Source organism: Vibrio sp. La 4.2.2 (genome assembly GCF_027586995.1).
Taxonomy (GTDB): domain Bacteria; phylum Pseudomonadota; class Gammaproteobacteria; order Enterobacterales; family Vibrionaceae; genus Vibrio; species Vibrio mediterranei.
In genome coordinates this window covers 86597-108410 of sequence record NZ_JAPPTJ010000005.1, presented here as the reverse complement: position 1 = coordinate 108410, position 21814 = coordinate 86597, and the positions used below count along the sequence as shown (strand labels likewise).

Sequence of the window (21814 nt, the reverse complement as noted above, 5' to 3'; positions counted from 1 at the left end):
CTTAAAGCACGTGTTATGCTTGTTTTTCAATATAAGCGTCCCATAAAGTCAAACATTGAGTCGCGATCTCAAACGCATCTTCTAACTCACCACCAGAAGATGAAACTTTGTATTTAATTGCAATTTTAACACTTGTTGGTTCTGAGGCACTTTCGGAGATTTCTAAGTCAATATGGCTACCAGAAAAGTTCGGAGAATCACCAGAGCGACTACGAATTAAAGAGCAATGTTTTAAAACATTACACAAATCAGCACAGATTCTCATCTCACGATTTTCATTTATGAACTGTTCTACACAACTCCAGCTGTTGCAATCAGGGTCACTTTTTATCCAATCTTTTAAATGGTAGCAATTTTGAAAAAATGCATACACATCGTCATCATAAAACTCCGATGCTTTGCTATGAGATCGGCCCTCGTTGATACCTTCAAACCTTTCATAGTATCGGAGCATACGCTTATACTGCTCTATGTATATAGCCATTTATATCACCAAGATTAATTTATGTCGTATACAGCCTAACGCTTTATAGACGGCATTTTCCGTCTTTTCTTTCCACCTATGTTGCTGCTATTTATTATGAAACTCAAGTAGTATCAACCTGTTATGTGAATTGACATAGAGTTACATGAGCGCACTACGGCTAAAAGCTGCTTGAGAGGCCAAAGTATGGGTTAGATTGGCTTTGTCTGGCTAGGTCTTCCTCTACTAATTCTGAGAGGCTGCGAGGCAAAAGCGAGCCTGCAATCAGTGTCCCACACTAACTCTAGTCAAACTCAAGCAAGAGAAAGTGAGGGGCATTATGTCTTCTGAAACTAGACGTGACCCAGTAACTCATACTAAGCGACCTATAGCACCCTTGAAGCACACCTAAAACGCACTCACATTTTGGAGAACTTTCATTGGAGCAATTTTGGAAACGGAATTTTATTACTATTTTTCAATCACTTAATAGGAACAGCTGTGCTGCCCATGCATACCACCAATATCTTTTTCATCCTATTACCCCTGAACTTTGTCTTGTTTTTTTCTGTTTCTATTTCATTATCATATACCGAATACAGAGGACTAACAGCTAAACATAAGGAATCACCATGTCACTCTCCGAAGAGCAAAAACAAGATCGTCATAAAGCACGACAACAGAAAGTAAAAGAAAACGTTGATAAAAAGATCGCCAACGCTCAAGAAGAAAAAGGTTTGTTGTTAGTCATCACCGGAAACGGTAAGGGCAAGTCAACATCTGGCTTTGGTACCATTGCTCGAGCCGTTGGTCATGGAAAGCAGTGCGCGGTTGCTCAGTTTATCAAAGGAACATGGGATAACGGCGAACGTAACCTACTCGAGAAGTTAGGTGTTGAGTTTCAAGTGATGGCAACAGGCTTTACTTGGGAGACCCAAAACAAAACCGCTGATACGGAAGCAGCTCAGTTAGTTTGGCAAGAATGTAAACGCATGCTTAAAGACGAATCACTTGATGTGGTTCTATTTGACGAACTGACCTACATGGTGAGCTACGGCTATATCGATTTGGAAGAAGTGGTAGAAGCGTTAACCAACCGACCAAAAATGCAGTCTGTCATTATCACCGGTCGCGGTGCTCACCGAACTCTCATTGACATTGCAGATACCGTTTCAGAGGTTAAAAATGTCAAACACGCCTTCGAATCAGGCGTAAAAGCACTAAAAGGTGTTGATTGGTGATGTTCTAGCCAATCGAACCAAAAGAGTAAAAAATGAGATGTAAGTCTCATTTTTTACTGTATACTGCCCTCCCGTTTGCTAGGGCACTTCGCATTGTTGCGTAATCTTCTAGCTATACACCAATACAAGCCGTCACCAAGGAACTGTGAACGACCCAAGGATTTGGACCAGCTGCAATCTCCACGCTTGTAAAGGGTATAAAAATGGGCAAATTTATCTTCAGTTACCACAATCAGTGGTTTCCTCAGCTTTCCGCTGTTTCCTCTTGGTCATCGTATTCCATGCTTAACTGTCTAAGCTACGGTGAGGTGACCCAATGTTAATGACTATCCTGTTTGGTTTTGTAGGCATTATCTCGCTGTTAACTATCGGTTTTATTTTCTCCGAAAACCGTAAAGCAATTAACTGGAATACCGTATTACGCGCACTCCTCCTTCAAACATTGTTTGCTGCTTTTGTTCTTTACATTCCTTTTGGTCAACATGTTCTTGGCGCGATGAGTTCTGGTGTTGCCAAAGTACTTAGCTTCTCCGACGTTGGTATTCAATTTCTATTTGGTGATTTAGCTTCTGAAGGCTTTATTTTTGCAATCCGTGTTCTTCCTATCATCATCGTTATTAGCGCTCTTATTTCGGCACTTTACTACCTTGGCATCATGCAAGCGGTTATCCGCGTACTCGGTGGTTTAATTCAGAAGTTCTTGGGAACAAGCAAAGCGGAATCGTTGGTGGCAACCGGCAACATATTCCTATCACAAGGTGAGTCCCCACTGCTTATTCGTCCTTTCCTTGCAACTATGACACGCTCGGAACTGTTCGCAGTCATGGCGGGCGGAATGGCGTCTGTGGCAGGTAGTGTTCTTGGTGGCTATGCCGGGTTAGGCGTAGAGCTAAAGTACTTAATCGCCGCAAGTTTTATGGCTGCGCCAGGATCCTTAATGATGGCTAAGCTTATCGTGCCTGAGCAACAAACTCCGGTAGCTCATGACTCTGTCGACTTAGATACTGGCGATCAAAGTAATGTGATTGATGCCTTAGCAGCGGGGGCAATGAACGGAGTAAAAGTTGCGGTCGCAGTGGGTACGATGCTTATCGCTTTTGTCAGTGTTATTGCGATGGCTAACGCCGCTATTGAATCCATAGCGGAGCTGTTTGGTGCGCAAGGAATCACATTACAACTGCTATTCGGTTACCTCTTCGCTCCAGTAGCTTGGCTTATTGGTGTCGATCAAAGTGAGATGCTGATGGCAGGGTCATTTATCGGCCAAAAGGTAGTCATGAACGAATTTGTTGCTTTCATCGACTTCATTCAGCATCAAGCTAGCTTATCGGAGCACAGCCAAGTTATCGTTATATTCGCTCTTTGCGGTTTCGCCAACATTGGCTCTATTGCCATTCAGCTAGGGTCTATTGGTGTAATGTCACCGGAGCGCCGCTCTGACGTGGCAAGCCTGGGCCTTAAAGCCGTGCTAGCCGGTACGTTAGCCAACCTGATGAGTGCTTGTTTAGCGGGCATTTTCATTGCGCTTTAACGCAAGGTAAAACTGCCTTCAGGGTAGCAGTTTAAAGTGTCAGCTTGTTAGTACTTTAAATCTGCTATCCTCGCCTTAATTCTTACTGACTCCTCTCCCAGCAACAACACTCTGTCACCCCATTTAGGTACAATCAGACAATCAACTTGGCGTGAAACTGTCGTCACAATTGGTTAAATTAACACAAACACAACATCATGATAACAAGGAGAGTTTCATGGAAAGTGGTCGTTTGATCCTATGGATTGGTAGTAATGAGCACCGATTTATACTTGGCCAAAGTACAACTCAACCTATCAAACAGTTAAAGCAAGACTGGGAAAATATCGAAAAGAGCCAACATGAGAGTAGCTATTCGATTACTCTGCAACATGACGGCTTGCCTACCCATGCTACTCACAACTTATACAAAACTATCACAATGGCCGCTGCCACAGCACTTATAGAATCATGGCAGCTTCTAGCAGTTGAGGAGCTCGAAGAAGAGCAAGATCTTGACTACCATTGGTAGCAACATCTCTAACGTAATTCGTTCCGCCAATACGAAAAATGCCAGCGTGATACACGCTGGCATTGGCTTTACTTGTAGCTGGCTAGTTTAGTTAAACAGCCCTTTTAGTAGCCCATCGACGGCTTTCTTGGTCTTTTCATCTTTAATACCAAGACGCTCAGTCGCGCGTTCTACTTCTTTTTGAGCTTTCTGTTTCAACACATCGTCAAACACAAGAGCGAACTTTGGATCAGTCCAAGCGCCGGTCACCTTGATTGGAATCGTAACATCACGCAGCTCCGTAATGCTTTGACCACCTTGCCCTTCCAATGTCCCTACGATAGAAGTGCGCACCAAAAAGTCGACCGTCTCATTAATGTAATTCGCAGATCCTTCACCTTGAATACGCAATAGCGGCGATTCTGCTGACATATCTTTGGTGGATACGACACCTTTGGCTAGCTTGAGTGTAGCTTTCATCGCGCTAAAGTCGGTTTTCTTAGGCCCTTTTTCAGCTTCAACAGACTGACCTTTAAAGCGAGCATAATTTTCTCTGATAATCTGTGCAACGTTGATACCATTGACGGCACCATCAGCAAAATTGATCTTCACCGTACCCGCTAGATTTTTCTTAATACCCGTTGGGGTCAAGCTCCTACCTGTAACATTCACATCGATATTGCCGGTGCCTTCGAGCATGTCGTTGTTAGCAACATCTTTTAGAAGCGGTTGTACTTTTACGCCTTTAATACGCTTCACGGCACTATAAGATGCTGGTGATTTACGCGCATCCAGTTTTGCTTTTGCTGTAATTGATCCGCTATACAGTTGAGAACTAAATGACGTTAGTTCTGCTACGCCACGATTAACATAAAAGTCGGCTTTTACTTTCTGCATGTGCGCATTAGCCGCTTTAAACTTATCAATCGTTACACTGCCTTTTACATCCAAGCCTTTAAGTGCACTTAAGTCAGGTTCTACCTCTTTCACAGGTGCAGATTTGCCTGAAGAAGCGGTTGGCTGGCCACCAGAATTGGCTGTTTTATTGCCAGTCTGAGTTTGGTTTAATCCTAAGAACTCATCAAGGTCAATATTAGGACTATGCAGTGAGAAGCGGACTTTCGGAATATCAGCCAATTGAACAGTCGCCTTCCCATCTAGCTCCATTTTATTGAGTGATAGTTTTTGAAGCACAAAGTTCAAGAAGTTCTTCTTAAGATCAAAGCTAAGATCTGATGACATTCCCACTTTCATTGGAGACTGAGGTAGTGGTTTACCCTCTAAGGTAGAGTCAAGTGTCAACGCGCTTAACTTAAGCATGGTCATCGCTTTATCAATTTCAAATGACGTACCACCTTTGGCATCGAAGCTAAGATCTGGCGTTTTACCTTTAACCGCAAACTCAATACTGTTTGGTTTATCAAATTCGAATGTCGCTACCGTAAGCTGAGCTTGCTCAACATTATTAACCGTATCTTGATATGTAGCATCAAACTTGATGTTTTTCAGTGCGTACTCAGCAAAGTCCTTGCTCAACTTAAAGTCCGCAGTACCTTTAGCAGTAAAACTCTGGTCGTTGTTTTGACCTTTCAAATCAAAGTCGGCTGTAGTCCATTGGTCCGCTGCGAACTGAGAGACATTTAAACCGACATCATAAAGCTTGGTAAATGACCCTGTTTCTTCGTTAGAAATCTCAAGTAACGCATTGGACACCGTCACACCAGAAAGTGAAATGCTCCAACCTTGTGCGGCAGACGCGGACGACGTAGTCTCAGGCTCAGTCGCTGCCTTATCGGCTGGGGTTGCAGATTCAGCCTCTTTGCTAGCGGCAGTCAATGCGTCCAAGTTAGACGTTCCGTCTTTTAATGTTTCTAAATGAACTTGCGCACCATCAAGCGTCACAGAACCAATTTCTAGGGTTTTATCGAGCAGAGGCATCACCCTAACACTCACGCCAACTTGGCTGACACTGAATAGATTGGGATTCTTAAAGCCCTGAGGATTCTTGAGATTTGTTTGACCAAGTTCAAATCCAAGTGAAGGGAAGAACTGCCAACTGATGTCACCGCTTATTTCAAGTTCTAGACCAGTTTGTGCCTGAACCTGCTCAGTTATCATAGGTTTGAACTGATTAGGGTTTACAAACATCACCAAGGCGGCGATAGCGACGACGATAAGCACAATCGGGATCGCCAAGATAAGGAGTAGTTTTTTCATTCGCATCTTCCTTGCAAAGCGGAAAACAAAAAGTGGCACATAAAGTGCCACTAATCTATTAAAAAATAAAGCAATTTAAACGTTATACGTGCACCCGTTCAGTATAGAACAGTTTGGTTACTTATAACGTAAGAATTCAATCCGAATATTGTAAGGATTACGCTTTTAACAGCTTTGCGATGTGTGCTTTAAGTACATCGATCGCAATACGGTTTTTACCGCCACGTGGAACGATAATATCAGCGTACTGTTTTGACGGTTCAATAAACTGCATAAACATAGGACGAACCGTTTTTTGGTACTGCTGAAGAACGGACTCCATGGTACGTCCGCGCTCTTCAACATCACGTTTAACGCGACGCAGTAGGCAGATATCAAGCGGAGTATCCATAAATACCGTCGCATGCATTAGCTTGCGAAGACGAGGATCAGTCAGAAGAAGAATGCCTTCAAGGATGATCACTTTCTTTGGTGTCATCGACGTAGTGTTATCAGTGCGAGTGTGCTCGGAGTAGCTGTATTCTGGCACTTCTACGGCTTCGCCTTGAATCAGCTTTTCAAGATGGTCACAAAGCAAGTCATGATCCAGTGCACTTGGATGGTCGTAGTTCGTTTTTACACGCTCTTCCATACTCAAATGACCTTGGTCATTGTAGTAACAATCTTCCGTGATCACTCCGATTTGATGGTCGCCTACCTTCTCGCGAAGTTCGTTATAGATTGTGCTCGCAATGAGGCTTTTTCCGGAAGCAGAAGCGCCAGCGATACCTACGATGACACATTGATTATTATCAGACATTCTTTGCACCTAGTACATATATGGTGGTGAGGACAAAACCGGGTAATTATATGGACATCAACCCTTAGATACTAGTCGAGATCTCACTTATTTGATGCCCAATTTTGCCCTCGCTCAAGAAATAGGAAATTGCAATCGATTACTTCATTTTACAAAGTAGAAGGCAATAAGAAACCGAGCTCACAACTAGCTCGGTTTCTCCGTTATTCCACCATTTTGAACAAGATGGATTCCGGTTTAGCTTTTCCATTCCAATACAGGTCTGCACACACTCTTTCAGCCAATTGTGTGTAGATTTGAGCATGTTCACCTTCTGGGTTAGACACCACAGTTGGCGCACCATTATCAATGGATTCTCGAATATCAATATGAAGCGGAACTTGGCCCAGCAGGTTAAGACCGAATTTCGAAGCCATCCATTCAGCACCACCTGCGCCAAAAATATGTTCTTTCGAGCCACATTGGCTACAAATGTGATAACTCATATTTTCGACGATACCCACCACAGGAACAGACACTTTTTCAAACATGGCGGCCCCCTTAATAGCATCTGCTAACGCTAAGTCTTGTGGGGTGGTGACAATCAATGCACCAGTTACCGGGATCTGTTGAGACAGGGTGAGTTGGATATCGCCAGTACCTGGTGGCATATCAATCACCAGATAATCAAGTTCTGGCCATTCGGTTTCATTAAGCAGTTGAGCTAACGCTTTGGATGCCATCGGGCCGCGCCAAATCGCCGCATCATCAGAGCTAATAAGGTAACCGATAGATTGAGTATAAATGCCGTGCGCGGCAATTGGTTGCATCCACTTTCCGTCGCGGACTTCGGGATGCGCATTGATTTGCCCAAACATCATCGGAATAGATGGTCCATAAACGTCGGCATCGAGAATACCTACCTTTGCTCCAAGCTTACTGATGGCAAGCGCTAGGTTGACCGCTGTTGTCGATTTCCCAACCCCTCCTTTTGCGGACGTGACCGCTATAACGTTCTTCACGCCTTTGATTTCTGACGCCACCGTAGTTTCTAGTGCTTTCACTTGGCTTGATACAGAAAACTCAAATGCTGCCACTTGGTTTGATTGTTGCTGCGTTTTAATCCAAGTCGTCAGCTCTGAAATCAGTGATTGATTAGCGAAAGGCAACGTAATCTGAAATTCACCAGATGCCGATACAGACACTACATCCGGTGACTCGCTCCAACCCAGTTTTAGGTTTTCCCCGTGAAACTCCCCGAGCCACTGGCAAAAATCTTGTTTTGATTCGAACGTGCGCATCTTGCTTTCCTTATTATTTTTTAGTCCTGTTAAGATTAGCATTACGTCGCCAGAACCAGAACCCCAAAAAAGTTATGGGGATTGACTCTGGATACCTTGGAGTCATGGCAGTCATCATGTAGTATTAGCGAATATTTTACTCTGAATAAAGAAAGCGAAACTAAAGTATGGCAACCGATCCAAGAAACCTTAACTCAAGGAAACTGTTGGTCACTTGCGCGCTACCGTACGCTAACGGTTCTATTCACTTAGGACATATGCTTGAGCATATCCAAGCGGATATCTGGGTGCGCTACCAACGTCTACGTGGCAACGTAGTAAACTTCATTTGTGCTGATGACGCTCACGGCACACCAATCATGCTGAAAGCTCAGCAGATGGGGATCTCGCCAGAAGAAATGATCGCAGCAGTTAGCGAAGAGCACCAAAAAGATTTCGCTGGCTTCGATATCAGTTTTGACAACTACCACAGCACGCACTCAGAAGAGAACCGCGAGCTTGCATCTCACATCTACCTGGAATTGAAAAAGAACGGCTTTATTTCAAGCCGTACTATTTCTCAGTTGTTTGACCCTGAGAAAGAGATGTTCCTCCCAGACCGTTTTGTTAAAGGTACTTGCCCTAAGTGTAAGTCTGAAGACCAATACGGTGATAACTGTGACAACTGCGGTGAAACTTATAGCCCAACAGAACTTATCAACCCTAAGTCTGCGGTATCCGGTGCAACCCCAATCATGAAGGATTCTGAGCACTTCTTCTTCGACTTGCCTCAATTTGAAAGCATGTTGAAAGAGTGGACTCGATCTGGCTCACTACAGACTGAAACTGCAAACAAGATGCAAGAGTGGTTTGAATCTGGTCTACAGCAGTGGGACATCTCTCGCGATGCACCGTATTTCGGTTTCGAAATCCCTGGCGAAAAAGACAAGTTCTTCTACGTGTGGCTAGATGCACCTATCGGTTATATGGGTTCATTCAAAAACCTATGTGACAAGCGCGACGACTTAGACTTTGAAGAGTACTGGAACAAAGACAGTAACACTGAGCTTTACCACTTCATTGGTAAAGACATTGTTTACTTCCACAGCTTGTTCTGGCCTGCAATGCTTGAAGGTTCTGGTTTCCGCAAACCAAACAACGTATTCGTTCACGGCTACGTAACGGTTAACGGCGCGAAAATGTCTAAGTCTAAAGGTACATTTGTGAAAGCAAGCACTTACCTTGACCACCTAGACCCAGAATGTCTACGTTACTACTACGCTGCAAAACTGAACAGCCGTATCGACGATCTTGACCTTAACCTTGAAGACTTTACGCAACGTGTAAATGCCGATGTGGTGAATAAGATTGTTAACTTGGCTTCACGTAATGCAGGTTTCATTACTAAGCGTTTCGAAGGCAAACTTTCTGAAAACTTCGCTGAGCCAGAGCTATACAATGAATTTGTAGCCGCTGCTGATCGCATTGCTGAGTTGTATGAAGCTCGCGAATTTGGTCGTGCAATTCGTGAAATCACCGCACTTGCTGACAAAGCAAACCAATATGTTGATGAAAAAGCACCATGGGTTGTCGCGAAAGAAGAAGGCAAAGACCAAGAGCTACAAGATATCTGCTCTGTTGGTATCAACTTGTTCCGTGTGCTGATGACTTATCTCAAGCCTGTAATGCCTGCTCTTGCTGCTCGCACCGAAGCTTTCCTAAACGAAGAGCTATCATGGGATGGCATCGCGCAGCCACTCACTGCTCATGAGATCACTAAGTTCAAGGCTCTGTTTAACCGTATTGATCCTAAGAAAGTAGAAGCAATGATCGAAGCGTCTAAAGAAGACGCAGCGGCAGAGCAAGCTGCGAAGGAAAAAGCGGAAGCAGCTAAGACGGAAACTGAACTAAGCAAAGACCCAATTGCAGAAGAGATCGAGTTTGATGCTTTTGCTAAAGTTGACATGCGTATTGCTCGTATCATCTCTTGCGAAGAAGTGCCAAAAGCAAACAAGCTATTGAAATTCCAGCTTGATATTGGTGGTGAAACACGTCAAGTATTCTCAGGAATTAAGTCCGCGTACAAGCCAGAAGAGCTTGAGGGTAAGCTAACCGTGATGGTCGCAAACCTAAAACCTCGTAAGATGAAGTTTGGCATGTCTGAAGGCATGATCCTAGCTGCAGGACCAGGTGGCAGCGATCTTTGGATACTTGAACCGCATGAAGGCGCTCAGCCAGGTATGCGAGTGATGTAACCGACTCTTTTATGACTAAAAGCCAGCCTTCGTGCTGGCTTTTTTTGTGACAGAATTCACACAAAATGTGCATTTGCACCAATTAGTCGCATTCCAATTGATTGACTAATATATAAGCCATTGTTTTCAATGGGATAATCAATTGGCATTGAGCTTGCTGAGACATAGACAGTAGATATTGTTCGACAAAGGAGGTCGTTATGTTTGTATTACTGTCTCTACTTCTATCTTTAGCCATACTTGCAGCAATCTATCGATATGCCAAAGTCACCGAGGCAAAAACTGAGCGTAAATATCAACTCATCGTTCATTTACGTGAATTAGTCGCATTAGTCAGACAGCACCGCACCGCTACTCACTACACATTGATGTTTGAGCAGAAGAAGAATAAGCAGCTACAGAAAATTGAAGTTGCAATGGAAGAGTGCTGTCTTGCATTGACTGACATTGCTCACTTCGACAACAAGCCTATGTACCGTGTGCTGCACAGCAATATTAAGCTATTAAGTCGTTCTTGGAAGAAACACAGCGTCAACAAAAACCAAATTGTACATGGCAAGCTCATCCGCCAGACATTACTGCTGATTGATGACATTTTGGTTGCTTGGTTGATGGCTGTAGAAAGAGAGGAATTAGAACAAGAGTATCGTACTCTATGGCAAAGTGTTATTGACTCGCTTGATTGCCTAACTCAGTTAAGGCTTTGTATTGATAGCATTGACTCTGAGCTAGGCAAACAACGCGCCTTGCATTACTGCAATCAAATCCATCGCAAGGTTAACCAACTTAGCTTAGTAGGTCCGCTGTCTATTCCCTCTCCTATGTACAGCACTGCCATAGGTAAAATAGAGGCGTTGATTGACCATCCTAAAGCCGAGCTCGATAAAGAATTTATGTATCAGCTCACGTCGGAGCTCTCTGAACTAATATTCACCAACTACGATGGCATCATTAAAGAGCTAGCAGAAGAACTATACCAGCCGATTCCCAATTCAGTCATCGTCTGAAGCAAGACTTGCGCTCACAAAAAAGGCCACGATTGTGGCCTTTTCATTTTTAACTGTCGTCTTCGGTAAAGTCAGTCGGAAGAGTGGTCTTCATCTGATTCCAGATCTGACTACTCTCAATACCATAGTGACGAATAACCAATGGTAATTTGTCTCTATTACCCGTTTGGCAAACATCTAGAAGCTCTTTATAGAAGTTCAGAGCCAACGCACGTGCTTCTGGATTCGAGAAGTAGTAGCTACCTACACGATCATAAAGCTTCTTAAGACCGTTAAAGATCAAACCATAGATCTGGTTCCCAGAATGGAATGCGAGGCGTTGGAAAAGCATGTAATCATAGAAGTTGAAAGTGCGAGCCACCAGCATAGCTTGGCGCTTAGCTTCATCTTTCTCACCTTCATCTTTTACGTTCTGTTTGATCTTGTCAGCGTATGGGGAAGAAGCGACAAACTCGTCCCACGACTCCGCTTTCAACAGACTCTCACAAGAATCAATCACACCTTCAATCGTGCGCTCAGAATTCTCTTTATTAGCTTTAAACGCATAGCGCATAAAGATTGGGCTGATGTTCGTTCTCGCTGCTAACAAATCTTCTACGATAGAAGTCGCGTTATCCGCATCAAGAGTCATCAGCGTATCTAGGATATGAAGACCAGACGTCTCCATAAATTGATTCACTTTTGTTGGCTTGCCATGTTGGATCGTCAACCAACCATCTCTTGCTAGGCGCTGTAGCACTTCTCGAAGCGTGGTTCTTGTTACCCCAATTAGTTCAGATAGCTCTCGTTCAGCTGGAAGAATGGAGCCAGGAGGAAAACGGCCATTCCAGATGCTCTCAATAATATACTTTTCAGCGAACCCTGCTGGGCTCTTCGCCTTAATTACCATTATGGGGTGTATCCAATCATTTTATTTATTCGTGTATAGAACTCATCATACCACTACTTCGAGAATTTGGTAAACCTACACTACTTATATCTGTAACAATACCAAAATAGAGTAAATACTCCATTTTAACAATTTTCTCAGCATAACCATTTATAGGTACGAGGCATAAGTATTACATATTTATTAATGTTCTATTAACCTCAAACCCCTTATAGATTATGGTTATTCAACCTATCATAGCCAAAACTAATCAATACGTTTTTATCGAGTATTAGGCGCAAATCACGCTAAAAAACATACTTTTTTGAAGGCTATGTTTCGAATATTATCCATGAGTCATGTTTTAGGTGGTCAGCCACCTAGAGGCTAAAAACGCAACTATTGTATAGGTCTATGTTTTGCTTATTACACATAGATCGCGTTTTTAACAAAAAGTAGAAATTTACCAATCTGAATTTGTAATTTTTGTTGACTATATCTTACCGAAGAGTAGAGTTTCGGGCGAAGCAAGGAGTGCTTAGCAACTGAGGGACTTGGCAAGTGAACAATGGTCTCCACTCCATGTAAGCATTGTTCGTTTACTAAGTTTTTTAAGTTAGATATTTTGGAAGCCCTCTCAAATACTCTCGTACCCTTGCATTTGTCGATTAATAACAACATAAGAGTATTACTATGCCGATGTCTTTAGGAAATGCTTTTATCAAGAACTTTCTTGGTAAGGCTCCCGATTGGTATAAAGTAGCGATCATCGCTTTCCTAATTATCAACCCTATCGTTTTCTTCTTCATTGACCCGTTTACCGCTGGTTGGCTGTTGGTCATTGAGTTCATTTTCACGCTTGCTATGGCGCTAAAATGCTACCCATTACAGCCTGGTGGCCTACTTGCAATCGAAGCCGTTGCAATTGGGATGACCAGCCCGGGTATGGTGAAGCATGAAATCGTCAACAACATTGAAGTTCTATTGCTTCTAGTGTTTATGGTTGCCGGTATTTACTTTATGAAGCAGCTTTTGCTGTTCATCTTTACCAAAATACTTCTCGGTATCCGCTCTAAAACAATGTTGTCTCTCGCATTCTGTTTCGCAGCCGCTTTTCTGTCTGCGTTCCTAGATGCTCTGACCGTTATCGCTGTTGTTATCAGCGTAGCTGTAGGTTTCTACTCGATTTATCACAAAGTCGCGTCTGGTCAACCTAGCAGTTCTTCTCATGACCATACTCAAGATGAACACTTATCTGAACTAACTCGTGATGACTTGGAAGACTACCGCGCGTTCTTACGCTCACTACTTATGCACGCTGGTGTTGGTACCGCACTGGGTGGCGTAATGACCATGGTTGGTGAACCACAGAACCTGATTATTGCCGATCAAGCAGGATGGCTGTTCGGTGAGTTCATCATGCGAATGCTGCCAGTTACTGCGCCAGTATTTATTTGTGGCCTTATTACTTGTGCACTTGTTGAGAAATTCAAGGTATTTGGATATGGCGCCAAGCTACCAGACAACGTTCGTCAAATCCTTGTTGATTTCGACCGCGAAGAACGTAAAACACGTACTAAACAAGATGTTGCTAAGCTTTGGATTCAAGGTGCTATCGCAGTTTGGTTGATTGTTGCTCTTGCAATGCACTTGGCCGCTGTCGGTCTTATTGGCCTGTCTGTGATTATTCTTGCAACGTCTTTTACCGGTGTTATTGAAGAGCACTCAATGGGTAAAGCGTTTGAAGAGGCACTACCATTCACGGCACTACTTGCAGTGTTCTTCTCAATTGTTGCTGTAATTATTGACCAAGGGCTGTTCAAGCCAATCATTGATGCTGTGCTGCATATCGAAGACAAAGGTACTCAGTTGGCGCTGTTCTATGTTGCGAACGGTCTGTTGTCGATGGTATCTGATAACGTCTTCGTTGGTACGGTATATATTAACGAAGTGAAAACAGCATTGGTCGAGGGTGTCATTGACCGAGCGCAGTTTGACTTATTGGCCGTCGCTATCAACACAGGTACTAACCTACCTTCAGTAGCAACACCGAACGGACAAGCAGCCTTCTTATTCCTGCTTACGTCTGCTTTGGCACCACTTATTCGTTTGTCTTATGGCAAGATGGTAGTCATGGCCCTGCCATACACTATCGTTCTCGCTTTGGTCGGCTTATTTGGTATTGTTTATCTCTTAGAGCCAATGACCGCGATATTCTACGATCTAGGCTGGATTACCGAAGCCACAGGCAAGGTAATTGAGGCGAGTGTCTCATCTGGGCACTAATTTTTAGTTGATTGTGAAACTAATCCGCGTTAAAAAGCTCTGAGTATTCAGAGCTTTTTTATTTCAACAAGGACGTATCAGTGACGGTTCTTTCCAACATCAAAGCATTTTCCAAAACTCGTTTGTCTTGGGGCCTGCTTTTTATCTGCACCATTTTCTTCGAGCTTTGTGCCTTATTCTTCCAACATGTTATGCAGCTTGGTCCATGCGTGATGTGTATTTATGAACGGGTTGCCATGTTTGGTATTACCGGTGCTGCGCTAATAGGTATGATCAATCCGAAAAATACGGTAATGCGTTGGATTGGATTTGGTGCTTGGGGTGCTTCGGCAATCAAAGGATTAACATTGGCGCTTGAACACGTGGACTATCAGTTCAATCCATCACCTTTCAAGACCTGTGATTTGTTCGTCACCTTCCCAGATTGGGCACCTTTAAATCAATGGGCTCCTTGGTTATTTGAAGCCTACGGTGACTGTTCTAAAGTCGTATGGCAGTTCCTGACACTATCAATGCCACAATGGCTGGTGATTATCTTTGCAGGTAACTTAGTTGCACTGGCCATCATCATTATCTCCCAAAGCGCGAAACTGTCTGGCTCCAGAGCACGTGGTTTTCAGTAACGCTTTTCGGTAACTAATTGATAAAACAAAGCCTCCAAATTGGAGGCTTTGTTTCTTATGGTTGTAAGCGATTACTGACCACAGCACTTCTTGAACTTTTTGCCACTACCGCAAGGACAAGTGTCATTACGGCCCACGTCTTTAAACGGGTTAACGGTTTGAGATTGATGTCCAATCATCATTTCATCAGCCGCCATACCTACTTCGTGTATCATCGCATCTAACTGTGGTAGAAATTCCGTTAGTTGTGGTAGCTGTTTATACCCTGCTTGACGCATTTCGTTATGCGTCTGCTCTTCATCAATAGCCAGCATAAACGTAGTTAACAGCGCTTGAAGCATGCGCTGCGTGCCATCTGCAAACTGCTTGTTAATCCATTGCTGTTCAACAGTAGGCCACACAGTCATAAACCCTTCGGCTACATCTGCTAACTGCTCAGTATTACTGCCAATAAAATCCGTAAGATGGTAATGAGCGGTCTTCAATTGGGCGTATTGAGCATTTAGATGATCTACAATCCATGCTTCTTGGTCAGCCGAATAGTCGCCGACCACATTAGCTAACCAGCTTTCCGGCTTTAATGGTTCGACCGCAAAGTTTGCCGCCAAGATTGCGCCTTCAATAAATGCACTAGACTCACCTGTCCAATCAGCAGGTAGCTCGATGAATTTCATACGTTGATCTTTTATCTAAAAAATTTGCAGCAAGTATATTTGGCTACGTCGCTGAACTCAATGGTCGATTCTTTACCCTATAACAGGTAGAATCCCCGCTCCCTGAGTATAGTGAGAACTGGTATGCGTGTTGTTTTGGGCCCAATGGAGGGCGTTTTAGATCATCTAATGCGAGAGATTCTTACAGAGATCAACGATTACGATCTCTGTGTGACTGAATTTGTTCGTGTCGTTGACCAAACCCTACCCGATCACGTATTCCACCGACTGTGCCCTGAGTTAGCGCAAGGTTCAATGACCAAATCCGGTACACCCGTTCATATTCAATTACTGGGTCAAGACCCTCGCTGGATGGCAGAAAATGCGGTAAGAGCGGCGAGCCTTGGCGCTAAAGGTATCGACCTTAATTTTGGTTGCCCCGCAAAACTGGTTAACAAAAGCAAAGGGGGCGCTGCCCTACTGCAACATCCAGAGCTTATTCATAACGTCGTTAAAGCGTGTCGTGAAGCTGTTGACCGCAATATCCCGGTGACAGCGAAAATCCGCCTAGGTTGGGAAAACCCGGATGATTGCTTTGAGATTGTCGATGCGATAGAGCAAGCTGGAGCCAACGAGTTAACCGTTCATGCTAGAACCAAAACTGGTGGCTATAAGGCAAGCGAGATCAAGTGGGAATATATCAATGAGATCCGCAAGAAAACATCAGTTCCCTTAATTGCCAACGGTGAAATCTGGAACTTCGAAGATGGTCAACGCTGTATAGAAACTACCGGTGTTGATTCACTCATGGTCTGCCGTGGCGCGTTTAATGTCCCTAACCTCGGCAATGTAGTGAAACATAACCACACCGTGATGCCATGGCAGGACGTGGTTGATTTGCTGTTGGTCTATTCGACTTATGAAATCAAAGGCGACAAAGGACTGTACTACCCTAATCGAGTAAAACAATGGTTCTCATATCTTCGTCAACAATATCCTCAAGCGAACGAGTTGTTCCGAGAAATACGCACTTTCAATAAGGCTGCACCTATCGTTGAGCATATACAGTACTACCGTGACAATGTACTTGAGACATTGCCACAGTAGTTTACTCAGGCTAAAGGGTTAGAAGCAGTGAATGTTCGCCTTCTATCGAGACGGTGAGCATTCCTTTGTTAGCAGAGATCATCTTCTCGGTAATTGGACAACGAAACGCTCCCTGTTCAATCCCCAGCTTCCATACGGGCAATTCTACTTGGTTAGATTGTTTTCCTAGATTGAATCCACTTAGCACCACTTCGCTATCGAGTTGGCGAGCGAATACCAAACAAGCGTCATCAACATACAAAGGCATAAAGCTACCTTTTTGCAGTGCCTTCGAGCGCCGACGAATGGCAATCATCTTTTTGAAGTACGGTAGCCATTCACTGTGCTCAATCTGTTCCCAAGGGAAGCAACGACGGTTGTCTGGGTCGTGAGAGCCTTCTAGAGCAATCTCGGCACCGTAATACAAACAAGGCGCCCCCACAAAAGACATCAATAGCTGGTTCGCGATAGCAAACTTCGCTTTGTCTCCACCAAGTGTTGTAATAAAGCGTTCAGTATCATGGCTATCTAACTGGTTGAGCTGTGACAGCTGGTTATTCCATGGAATCTTTGCACTTGCTTCCTGAAGCCACTCAAGAAAGTCATGGCAGTCAATGTTAATTGGTTCAAATTGAATGTCCTTGCTTGCTAGCAAAGCTCTAACTGGATGCGCGAATCCATAATAGTTCATCGCCCCATCTTCTTGATCACCCTGTAGCCACTGAGTCGCCTCAAAGAAATGCTCTCCGAGCATATAAGAATCTGGGTTCACCGACTTCATCGAATCACGGAATGCTTTCACATAATGCGCATTATTGGTTGCTCCCTCTCCTTCACCTAACATATGAATCACATCAAAACGCCAGCCATCGATATTATATGGGGGCTTTAGCCAGTACTTGATGACTGAGCTTTCATCCAGATAGATCTGGTTGCATACTTCTTGGTTGTGGAAATTCAATACTGGTAACGTGTCAATCCCTTTCCAGCCGACGTACCTATCTGAATCAGCTTCAAAAAAGTAGTAATCACGATATGGGCTATCTTGCGATGTATAAGCTCCATTGCCGTGACTAAGGATATCGAACCATGAATGTGAGGTGGATGTGTGATTGAGTACTGCATCTAGCACTACTTTCAAGCCTCGTTGATGAAGCTTATCCGTCAATTGGGCAAATTGTTCATTAGTGCCAAATTTTGGATCAATTGAGTAGTAATCAACGGTATCGTATTTATGGTTAGAGTATGACGTGAATATTGGGTTCAGATAAAGCGTAGTGATACCTAAATCTTTAAGATAGTCGAGTTTACTTTCGATGCCCGCAAGGTCACCACCGAAGAACTCTACTGCACCAGTATCACCATGAGTACCAACACTTTCTCCCCACTGTTTTTTCACAGACTGTCTATTCCGAGCAGGGTATTGATATTCACCCGTTTCCACCGCTAAGTCTGGGTCACCGTTGCAAAAACGTTCAGGGAAGATTTGGTAGAAAACTTGCTCTGCTACCCAACTTGGGGGCTGATGACAGCGATTGTACTTAAAATGGTACTCTCGCCCGGGCATACGTTTTTGAACACCGCGGGCATCTAACCAGTACTGCTCCGTTTGCGTTAGAGCTTTAAACACGTAGTAAGTAACATCTTTATCTTCGCTAAGAGGAAGCGTCGCCTGCCAAATATCAAGTCGTCCTTTCGTGCCCACTTTAGACATAGGGACTATGTACTCTTCATTGTCAGGCTCATGACGAAGGCTTACCGACTCATAATCTTTTGCTTCAGCAAACAAAGTAATGGTTAGCTTATCTTCGACGCGCACCACCCCATCATGAGTCTGTGGATGAAATAAAAAAGGCTGTGTCATTGTTATTCTTCTTAAATAGAGGGAACGAGATTACGTTATCTTAGTTGAATAACCGCAATAAAAAATCCCCCTTCAAATTGAAGAGGGATCACAGTCTGTAGGCGTAGCACTGAGGCTTAGAAACAGCTCGGTTAATGATGTTTAAGAATAGAATGTTAACTCAATAGCAAACTGTCATCCGCCAGCTCTTCACCACGAACTTTTGAGAACATTTCTAATAGATCTGGAACTTGCATATTTGCGCGCTGTTCCCCTTCAACGTCCAAGACGATTTCTCCTTGGTGTAGCATTACGGTTCGATCACCGCAGGCCAGCGCATCTTTCATTGAGTGCGTTACCATCATTACCGTAAGGTTAAACTCCTTGATCACCTTTTTAGTTAAGTCGATAACAAAAGCTGCCATACGTGGGTCAAGTGCCGCTGTATGCTCGTCAAGCAGTAACAGCTTACTATCTGACAGCGTTGCCATCACCAAACTTACCGCTTGGCGCTGACCACCTGAAAGTAACCCAATATTGTCACTCAATCGGTCTTCAAGGCCTAAACCAAGAATGCTAATGCGCTCTTGGAATAGCTTGCGACGCTTTGACGATAGCGACAAACTCCAGCCCCGTTTTTTACCACGCATATATGCCAGGGCCATGTTTTCTTCAATAGAAAGGTCACCACACGTTCCTGCTAAGGGGTCCTGGAATACACGAGCACATTGGTTTGCTCGCTGATCTACCGTTTGTCTGGTCACGTCCATTTCGTCAATGAGCACTCGACCGCCAATCATAGGTGTTTCACCAGTAACAGCGCCAAGTAACGTAGATTTACCCGCTCCATTTGAACCAATCACCGTTAGAAACTGATGTTCCGGAACCTCTAGATTAACGCCTTTCAATGCTTGGTTTTCTAGGATAGTACCTGGATTGAAGGTAACTTGAATATCTTCTAAACGAATCATGCTACTTTCCCCGCTTTGCCTGAATTAGATACTGCTTGACTCTTTACAGGCTTAACGCCCTTTTTTGCTTTGAGGTTTCCTTTTAGTTTCGGAGCAATCAGTGCGATGGCTACCAAGACCGCCGTCACCAAGTTAAGGTCCGATGCTTGTAATCCAAACATGCCAGAACTTAATGCGAACGCCACAGCTAGACGATACAAGACGGAACCGACAATCACCGCGGTCACCGCTACCCAAATCTTTTTACCCGGAATCAAGGTCTGACCCAGAATAACAGCAGCAAGGCCAACCACGATTGTACCCACACCAGAAGTCACATCCGCAAAGCTATTGGTCTGAGCGAACAGCGCACCAGCGAAACCTACGAAACCGTTGGATAAAGCAAGACAAAAATAGGTATAAAACGATGTGCTTGCACCTTGAGCCTTAACCATGCGCGCATTGACACCAGTCGCTCGTAGCCCCAAACCGAAATCACTATTAAGAAGGCGGACAACAAACCATGCCGACACCAGAACGAGTACACCCACCACTAACGGCCTGATGTACATGGCATCACCCATCATTTCAAATGGCGTTAAAATAGTATCTTCACCAAGTAGTGCAATATTTGGGCGTCCCATGATTCGAATATTGATCGAAAACGCCGCGATCATAGTCAAGATAGATGCTAGAAGATGAAGAATGCCACACCTAACGGCTAAGAATGCTGTCACCCAACCCGTTGCTGCACCAGCAACGATAGCCATCCCCGTTGCAATCCAAGGGTCGATTCCAGCCACAATAGCGGTCGCTGCAACGGCCGCTCCCATAGGGAAACTGCCATCAACACTAAGATCTGGAAAATCAAGAACTCGGAAGGTGAGATAGACACCCAACGCGACCAGTCCGTAGATAAGACCGATTTCTAGAGCGCCGAAAAAAGCGAAAGCAGACATAACAACTCCTCTTCTGCTTAATAAAAAAGCTGGGCCTTAAATCACAAAGCCCAGCCACTATCACTCGTGCGTTACTTTACGCTTGTTGCACGATCCATCACTGATTTAGGAATCGCTAAACCCAATTTTTTAGCTGCTGTTGCATTGATAACCAAGTCAGAGCCTTTCGCAACTTTGACATCCATTTGGCCTGGATCTTTACCATCTAGGATATCGGCTACGTAGTCTGCGGTTTGGACACCAATTTGGTAGTAGTCGAACCCAAGACTTGCTACCGCACCACGCTCAACATAAGACGTTGCTGCACCAAATACCGGTTTCTTCGCTTGATTTGCAGAAACAATCATGCCTTCAATCGCACTAGCAACCGTATTATCGATAAGTGCGTAGATGATGTCTGATTTAGCAGCAATTGCTTGAGTCGCAGTTTGTACATCAGCACTTTTAAGTGCCGTCGCTTCTACCAATTCAATACCGCGCTTATCAGTGCTCTCTTTAAGCAGCTTCATAAGGCTAACCGCGTTAGCTTCACCTGGGTTATAAACCACACCAATACTTTTTACATCTGGCATGATTTCTTGAATTAATTCAACGTGTTGATCAACAGGAGAAAGGTCAGACAGACCCGTTACATTTTTACCTGGTTGCTCAAGCTGCTTCACTAACTTCGCTCCCACTGGATCAGTAACGGCAGTGAAAACAACCGGGATATCGCGCGTTGCTGATACCAGAGCCTGAGCCGTTGGAGTTGCTATACCAACAAGAACGTCAGGGCGCTCACCTACATATTGGCGTGCAATCTGTACCGCAATAGCTGGATTGCCCTGCGCCGTTTTATAGTCAAATTCTAGATTCTTTCCTTGCTCATACCCTTTCGCTTTTAAACCATCCACTAAGCCTTGGCGAGTCGCATCAAGCGCTGGGTGTTCAACGATTTGGGATACTGCCACTTTTGCCGTCTTTGCCATAATGCTCGTAGACGATAATAGAGCCACGCCAGTTAGTGCTGCTGTGACAAGTAACTTGCTTGCTTTCATCTTCACTCCTTGATTCAGCAATTTTTCCTTGTGAGGCAGAAAGCTCTCACTCGAGAGGAAATTAGGTGTAATTATTGTTTTACATTAAATGTCGAATATTTATTTAATTTTCGACTTACTGCTATTTCTACCAGTAAGCTTACCAAATTGAAAGATAATATTAACAACCCGACCAGATAAACGTGCTGAAAGATTGATTTAATGACATACATTTTAATCAGGATGTACACTATACGATACATGCGAC

18 protein-coding genes are annotated in these 21814 nt (G+C 44.0%); 8 read left to right on the top strand and 10 right to left on the bottom strand.

Annotated features, from left to right (window positions below; genetic code table 11):
• Positions 1-13: 13 nt before the first annotated feature.
• The gene (locus tag OH456_RS12460; protein ID WP_270033555.1) at positions 14-484 is read right to left on the bottom strand and encodes a hypothetical protein; all 471 of its coding nucleotides are present in this window, start codon (positions 482-484) and stop codon (positions 14-16) included.
• 611 nt (positions 485-1095) lie between these two features.
• Between OH456_RS12460 and cobO the strand changes: the two genes are divergently transcribed.
• The 3 genes from cobO to OH456_RS12445 all read left to right on the top strand — a co-directional run bounded on the left by cobO (position 1096) and on the right by OH456_RS12445 (position 3746).
• On the top strand, positions 1096-1704 hold the full coding sequence (cobO, locus tag OH456_RS12455; protein ID WP_038229460.1) for a cob(I)yrinic acid a,c-diamide adenosyltransferase: 609 nt from the start codon (positions 1096-1098) through the stop codon (positions 1702-1704).
• Positions 1705-2026: 322 nt separating this feature from the next.
• Positions 2027-3235, top strand: coding sequence for a NupC/NupG family nucleoside CNT transporter (locus OH456_RS12450; RefSeq protein WP_038229686.1), 1209 nt, complete (start codon positions 2027-2029; stop codon positions 3233-3235).
• Between the two features lie 217 nt (positions 3236-3452).
• Positions 3453-3746 carry a hypothetical protein gene (locus tag OH456_RS12445; protein WP_198558106.1) on the top strand — a complete coding sequence of 98 codons (294 nt, stop codon included), beginning with the start codon at positions 3453-3455 and terminating at the stop codon, positions 3744-3746.
• Between the two features lie 87 nt (positions 3747-3833).
• On the opposite strand, the gene OH456_RS12440 is transcribed toward OH456_RS12445, so the two are convergent.
• The 3 genes from OH456_RS12440 to apbC all read right to left on the bottom strand — a co-directional run bounded on the left by OH456_RS12440 (position 3834) and on the right by apbC (position 8021).
• The gene (locus OH456_RS12440; RefSeq protein WP_270033554.1) at positions 3834-5942 is read right to left on the bottom strand and encodes an AsmA family protein; all 2109 of its coding nucleotides are present in this window, start codon (positions 5940-5942) and stop codon (positions 3834-3836) included.
• A 157-nt stretch (positions 5943-6099) separates the two neighbouring features.
• Positions 6100-6741, bottom strand: a complete 642-nt coding sequence (udk, locus tag OH456_RS12435; RefSeq protein ID WP_006070044.1) for a uridine kinase — start codon at positions 6739-6741, stop codon at positions 6100-6102.
• Positions 6742-6944: 203 nt separating this feature from the next.
• Positions 6945-8021, bottom strand: a complete 1077-nt coding sequence (gene apbC / locus OH456_RS12430; protein ID WP_006070043.1) for an iron-sulfur cluster carrier protein ApbC — start codon at positions 8019-8021, stop codon at positions 6945-6947.
• Between the two features lie 167 nt (positions 8022-8188).
• On the opposite strand from apbC, the gene metG reads away from it, so the two are divergent.
• Together metG and OH456_RS12420 are read left to right on the top strand one after the other, a co-directional pair.
• Positions 8189-10255 (top strand): methionine--tRNA ligase, encoded by a 2067-nt coding sequence (gene metG / locus OH456_RS12425; RefSeq protein ID WP_268665701.1) that lies wholly within the window; start codon positions 8189-8191, stop codon positions 10253-10255.
• 200 nt (positions 10256-10455) lie between these two features.
• A complete protein-coding gene (locus tag OH456_RS12420) occupies positions 10456-11262 on the top strand; it encodes a hypothetical protein (protein ID WP_270033553.1) in 807 nt (268 codons plus the stop codon).
• 49 nt (positions 11263-11311) lie between these two features.
• Here OH456_RS12420 and fadR read toward each other — a convergent pair whose 3' ends face one another.
• Positions 11312-12151: a fatty acid metabolism transcriptional regulator FadR gene (gene fadR / locus OH456_RS12415; protein WP_006070040.1), complete on the bottom strand. Its 840-nt coding sequence runs from the start codon at positions 12149-12151 to the stop codon at positions 11312-11314.
• Positions 12152-12823: 672 nt separating this feature from the next.
• On the opposite strand from fadR, the gene nhaB reads away from it, so the two are divergent.
• Together nhaB and dsbB are read left to right on the top strand one after the other, a co-directional pair.
• Entirely contained in the window at positions 12824-14416 is a 1593-nt protein-coding gene (gene nhaB / locus OH456_RS12410) for a Na(+)/H(+) antiporter NhaB (protein ID WP_268665699.1), read from the top strand.
• A gap of 80 nt (positions 14417-14496) precedes the next feature.
• Entirely contained in the window at positions 14497-15039 is a 543-nt protein-coding gene (gene dsbB, locus OH456_RS12405; protein WP_006070038.1) for a disulfide bond formation protein DsbB, read from the top strand.
• A 71-nt stretch (positions 15040-15110) separates the two neighbouring features.
• Here dsbB and OH456_RS12400 read toward each other — a convergent pair whose 3' ends face one another.
• A complete protein-coding gene (locus tag OH456_RS12400; RefSeq protein WP_270033552.1) occupies positions 15111-15713 on the bottom strand; it encodes a YecA family protein in 603 nt (200 codons plus the stop codon).
• A gap of 123 nt (positions 15714-15836) precedes the next feature.
• Here OH456_RS12400 and dusC point away from each other — a divergent pair, with 123 nt between their 5' ends.
• Complete coding sequence (gene dusC, locus OH456_RS12395) at positions 15837-16799, top strand: tRNA dihydrouridine(16) synthase DusC (protein ID WP_270033551.1); 963 nt, start codon at positions 15837-15839, stop codon at positions 16797-16799.
• Between the two features lie 10 nt (positions 16800-16809).
• On the opposite strand, the gene malZ is transcribed toward dusC, so the two are convergent.
• The 4 genes from malZ to OH456_RS12375 all read right to left on the bottom strand — a co-directional run bounded on the left by malZ (position 16810) and on the right by OH456_RS12375 (position 21567).
• Complete coding sequence (malZ, locus tag OH456_RS12390) at positions 16810-18642, bottom strand: maltodextrin glucosidase (RefSeq protein WP_270033550.1); 1833 nt, start codon at positions 18640-18642, stop codon at positions 16810-16812.
• Between the two features lie 155 nt (positions 18643-18797).
• Positions 18798-19592 (bottom strand): ABC transporter ATP-binding protein, encoded by a 795-nt coding sequence (locus OH456_RS12385; RefSeq protein WP_006070034.1) that lies wholly within the window; start codon positions 19590-19592, stop codon positions 18798-18800.
• Positions 19589-20530 carry an ABC transporter permease gene (locus OH456_RS12380; protein ID WP_006070033.1) on the bottom strand — a complete coding sequence of 314 codons (942 nt, stop codon included), beginning with the start codon at positions 20528-20530 and terminating at the stop codon, positions 19589-19591. The genes OH456_RS12385 and OH456_RS12380 overlap by 4 nt, the downstream gene beginning before the upstream one ends.
• A gap of 71 nt (positions 20531-20601) precedes the next feature.
• On the bottom strand, positions 20602-21567 hold the full coding sequence (locus tag OH456_RS12375; RefSeq protein WP_006070032.1) for an ABC transporter substrate-binding protein: 966 nt from the start codon (positions 21565-21567) through the stop codon (positions 20602-20604).
• Positions 21568-21814 lie beyond the last annotated feature (247 nt).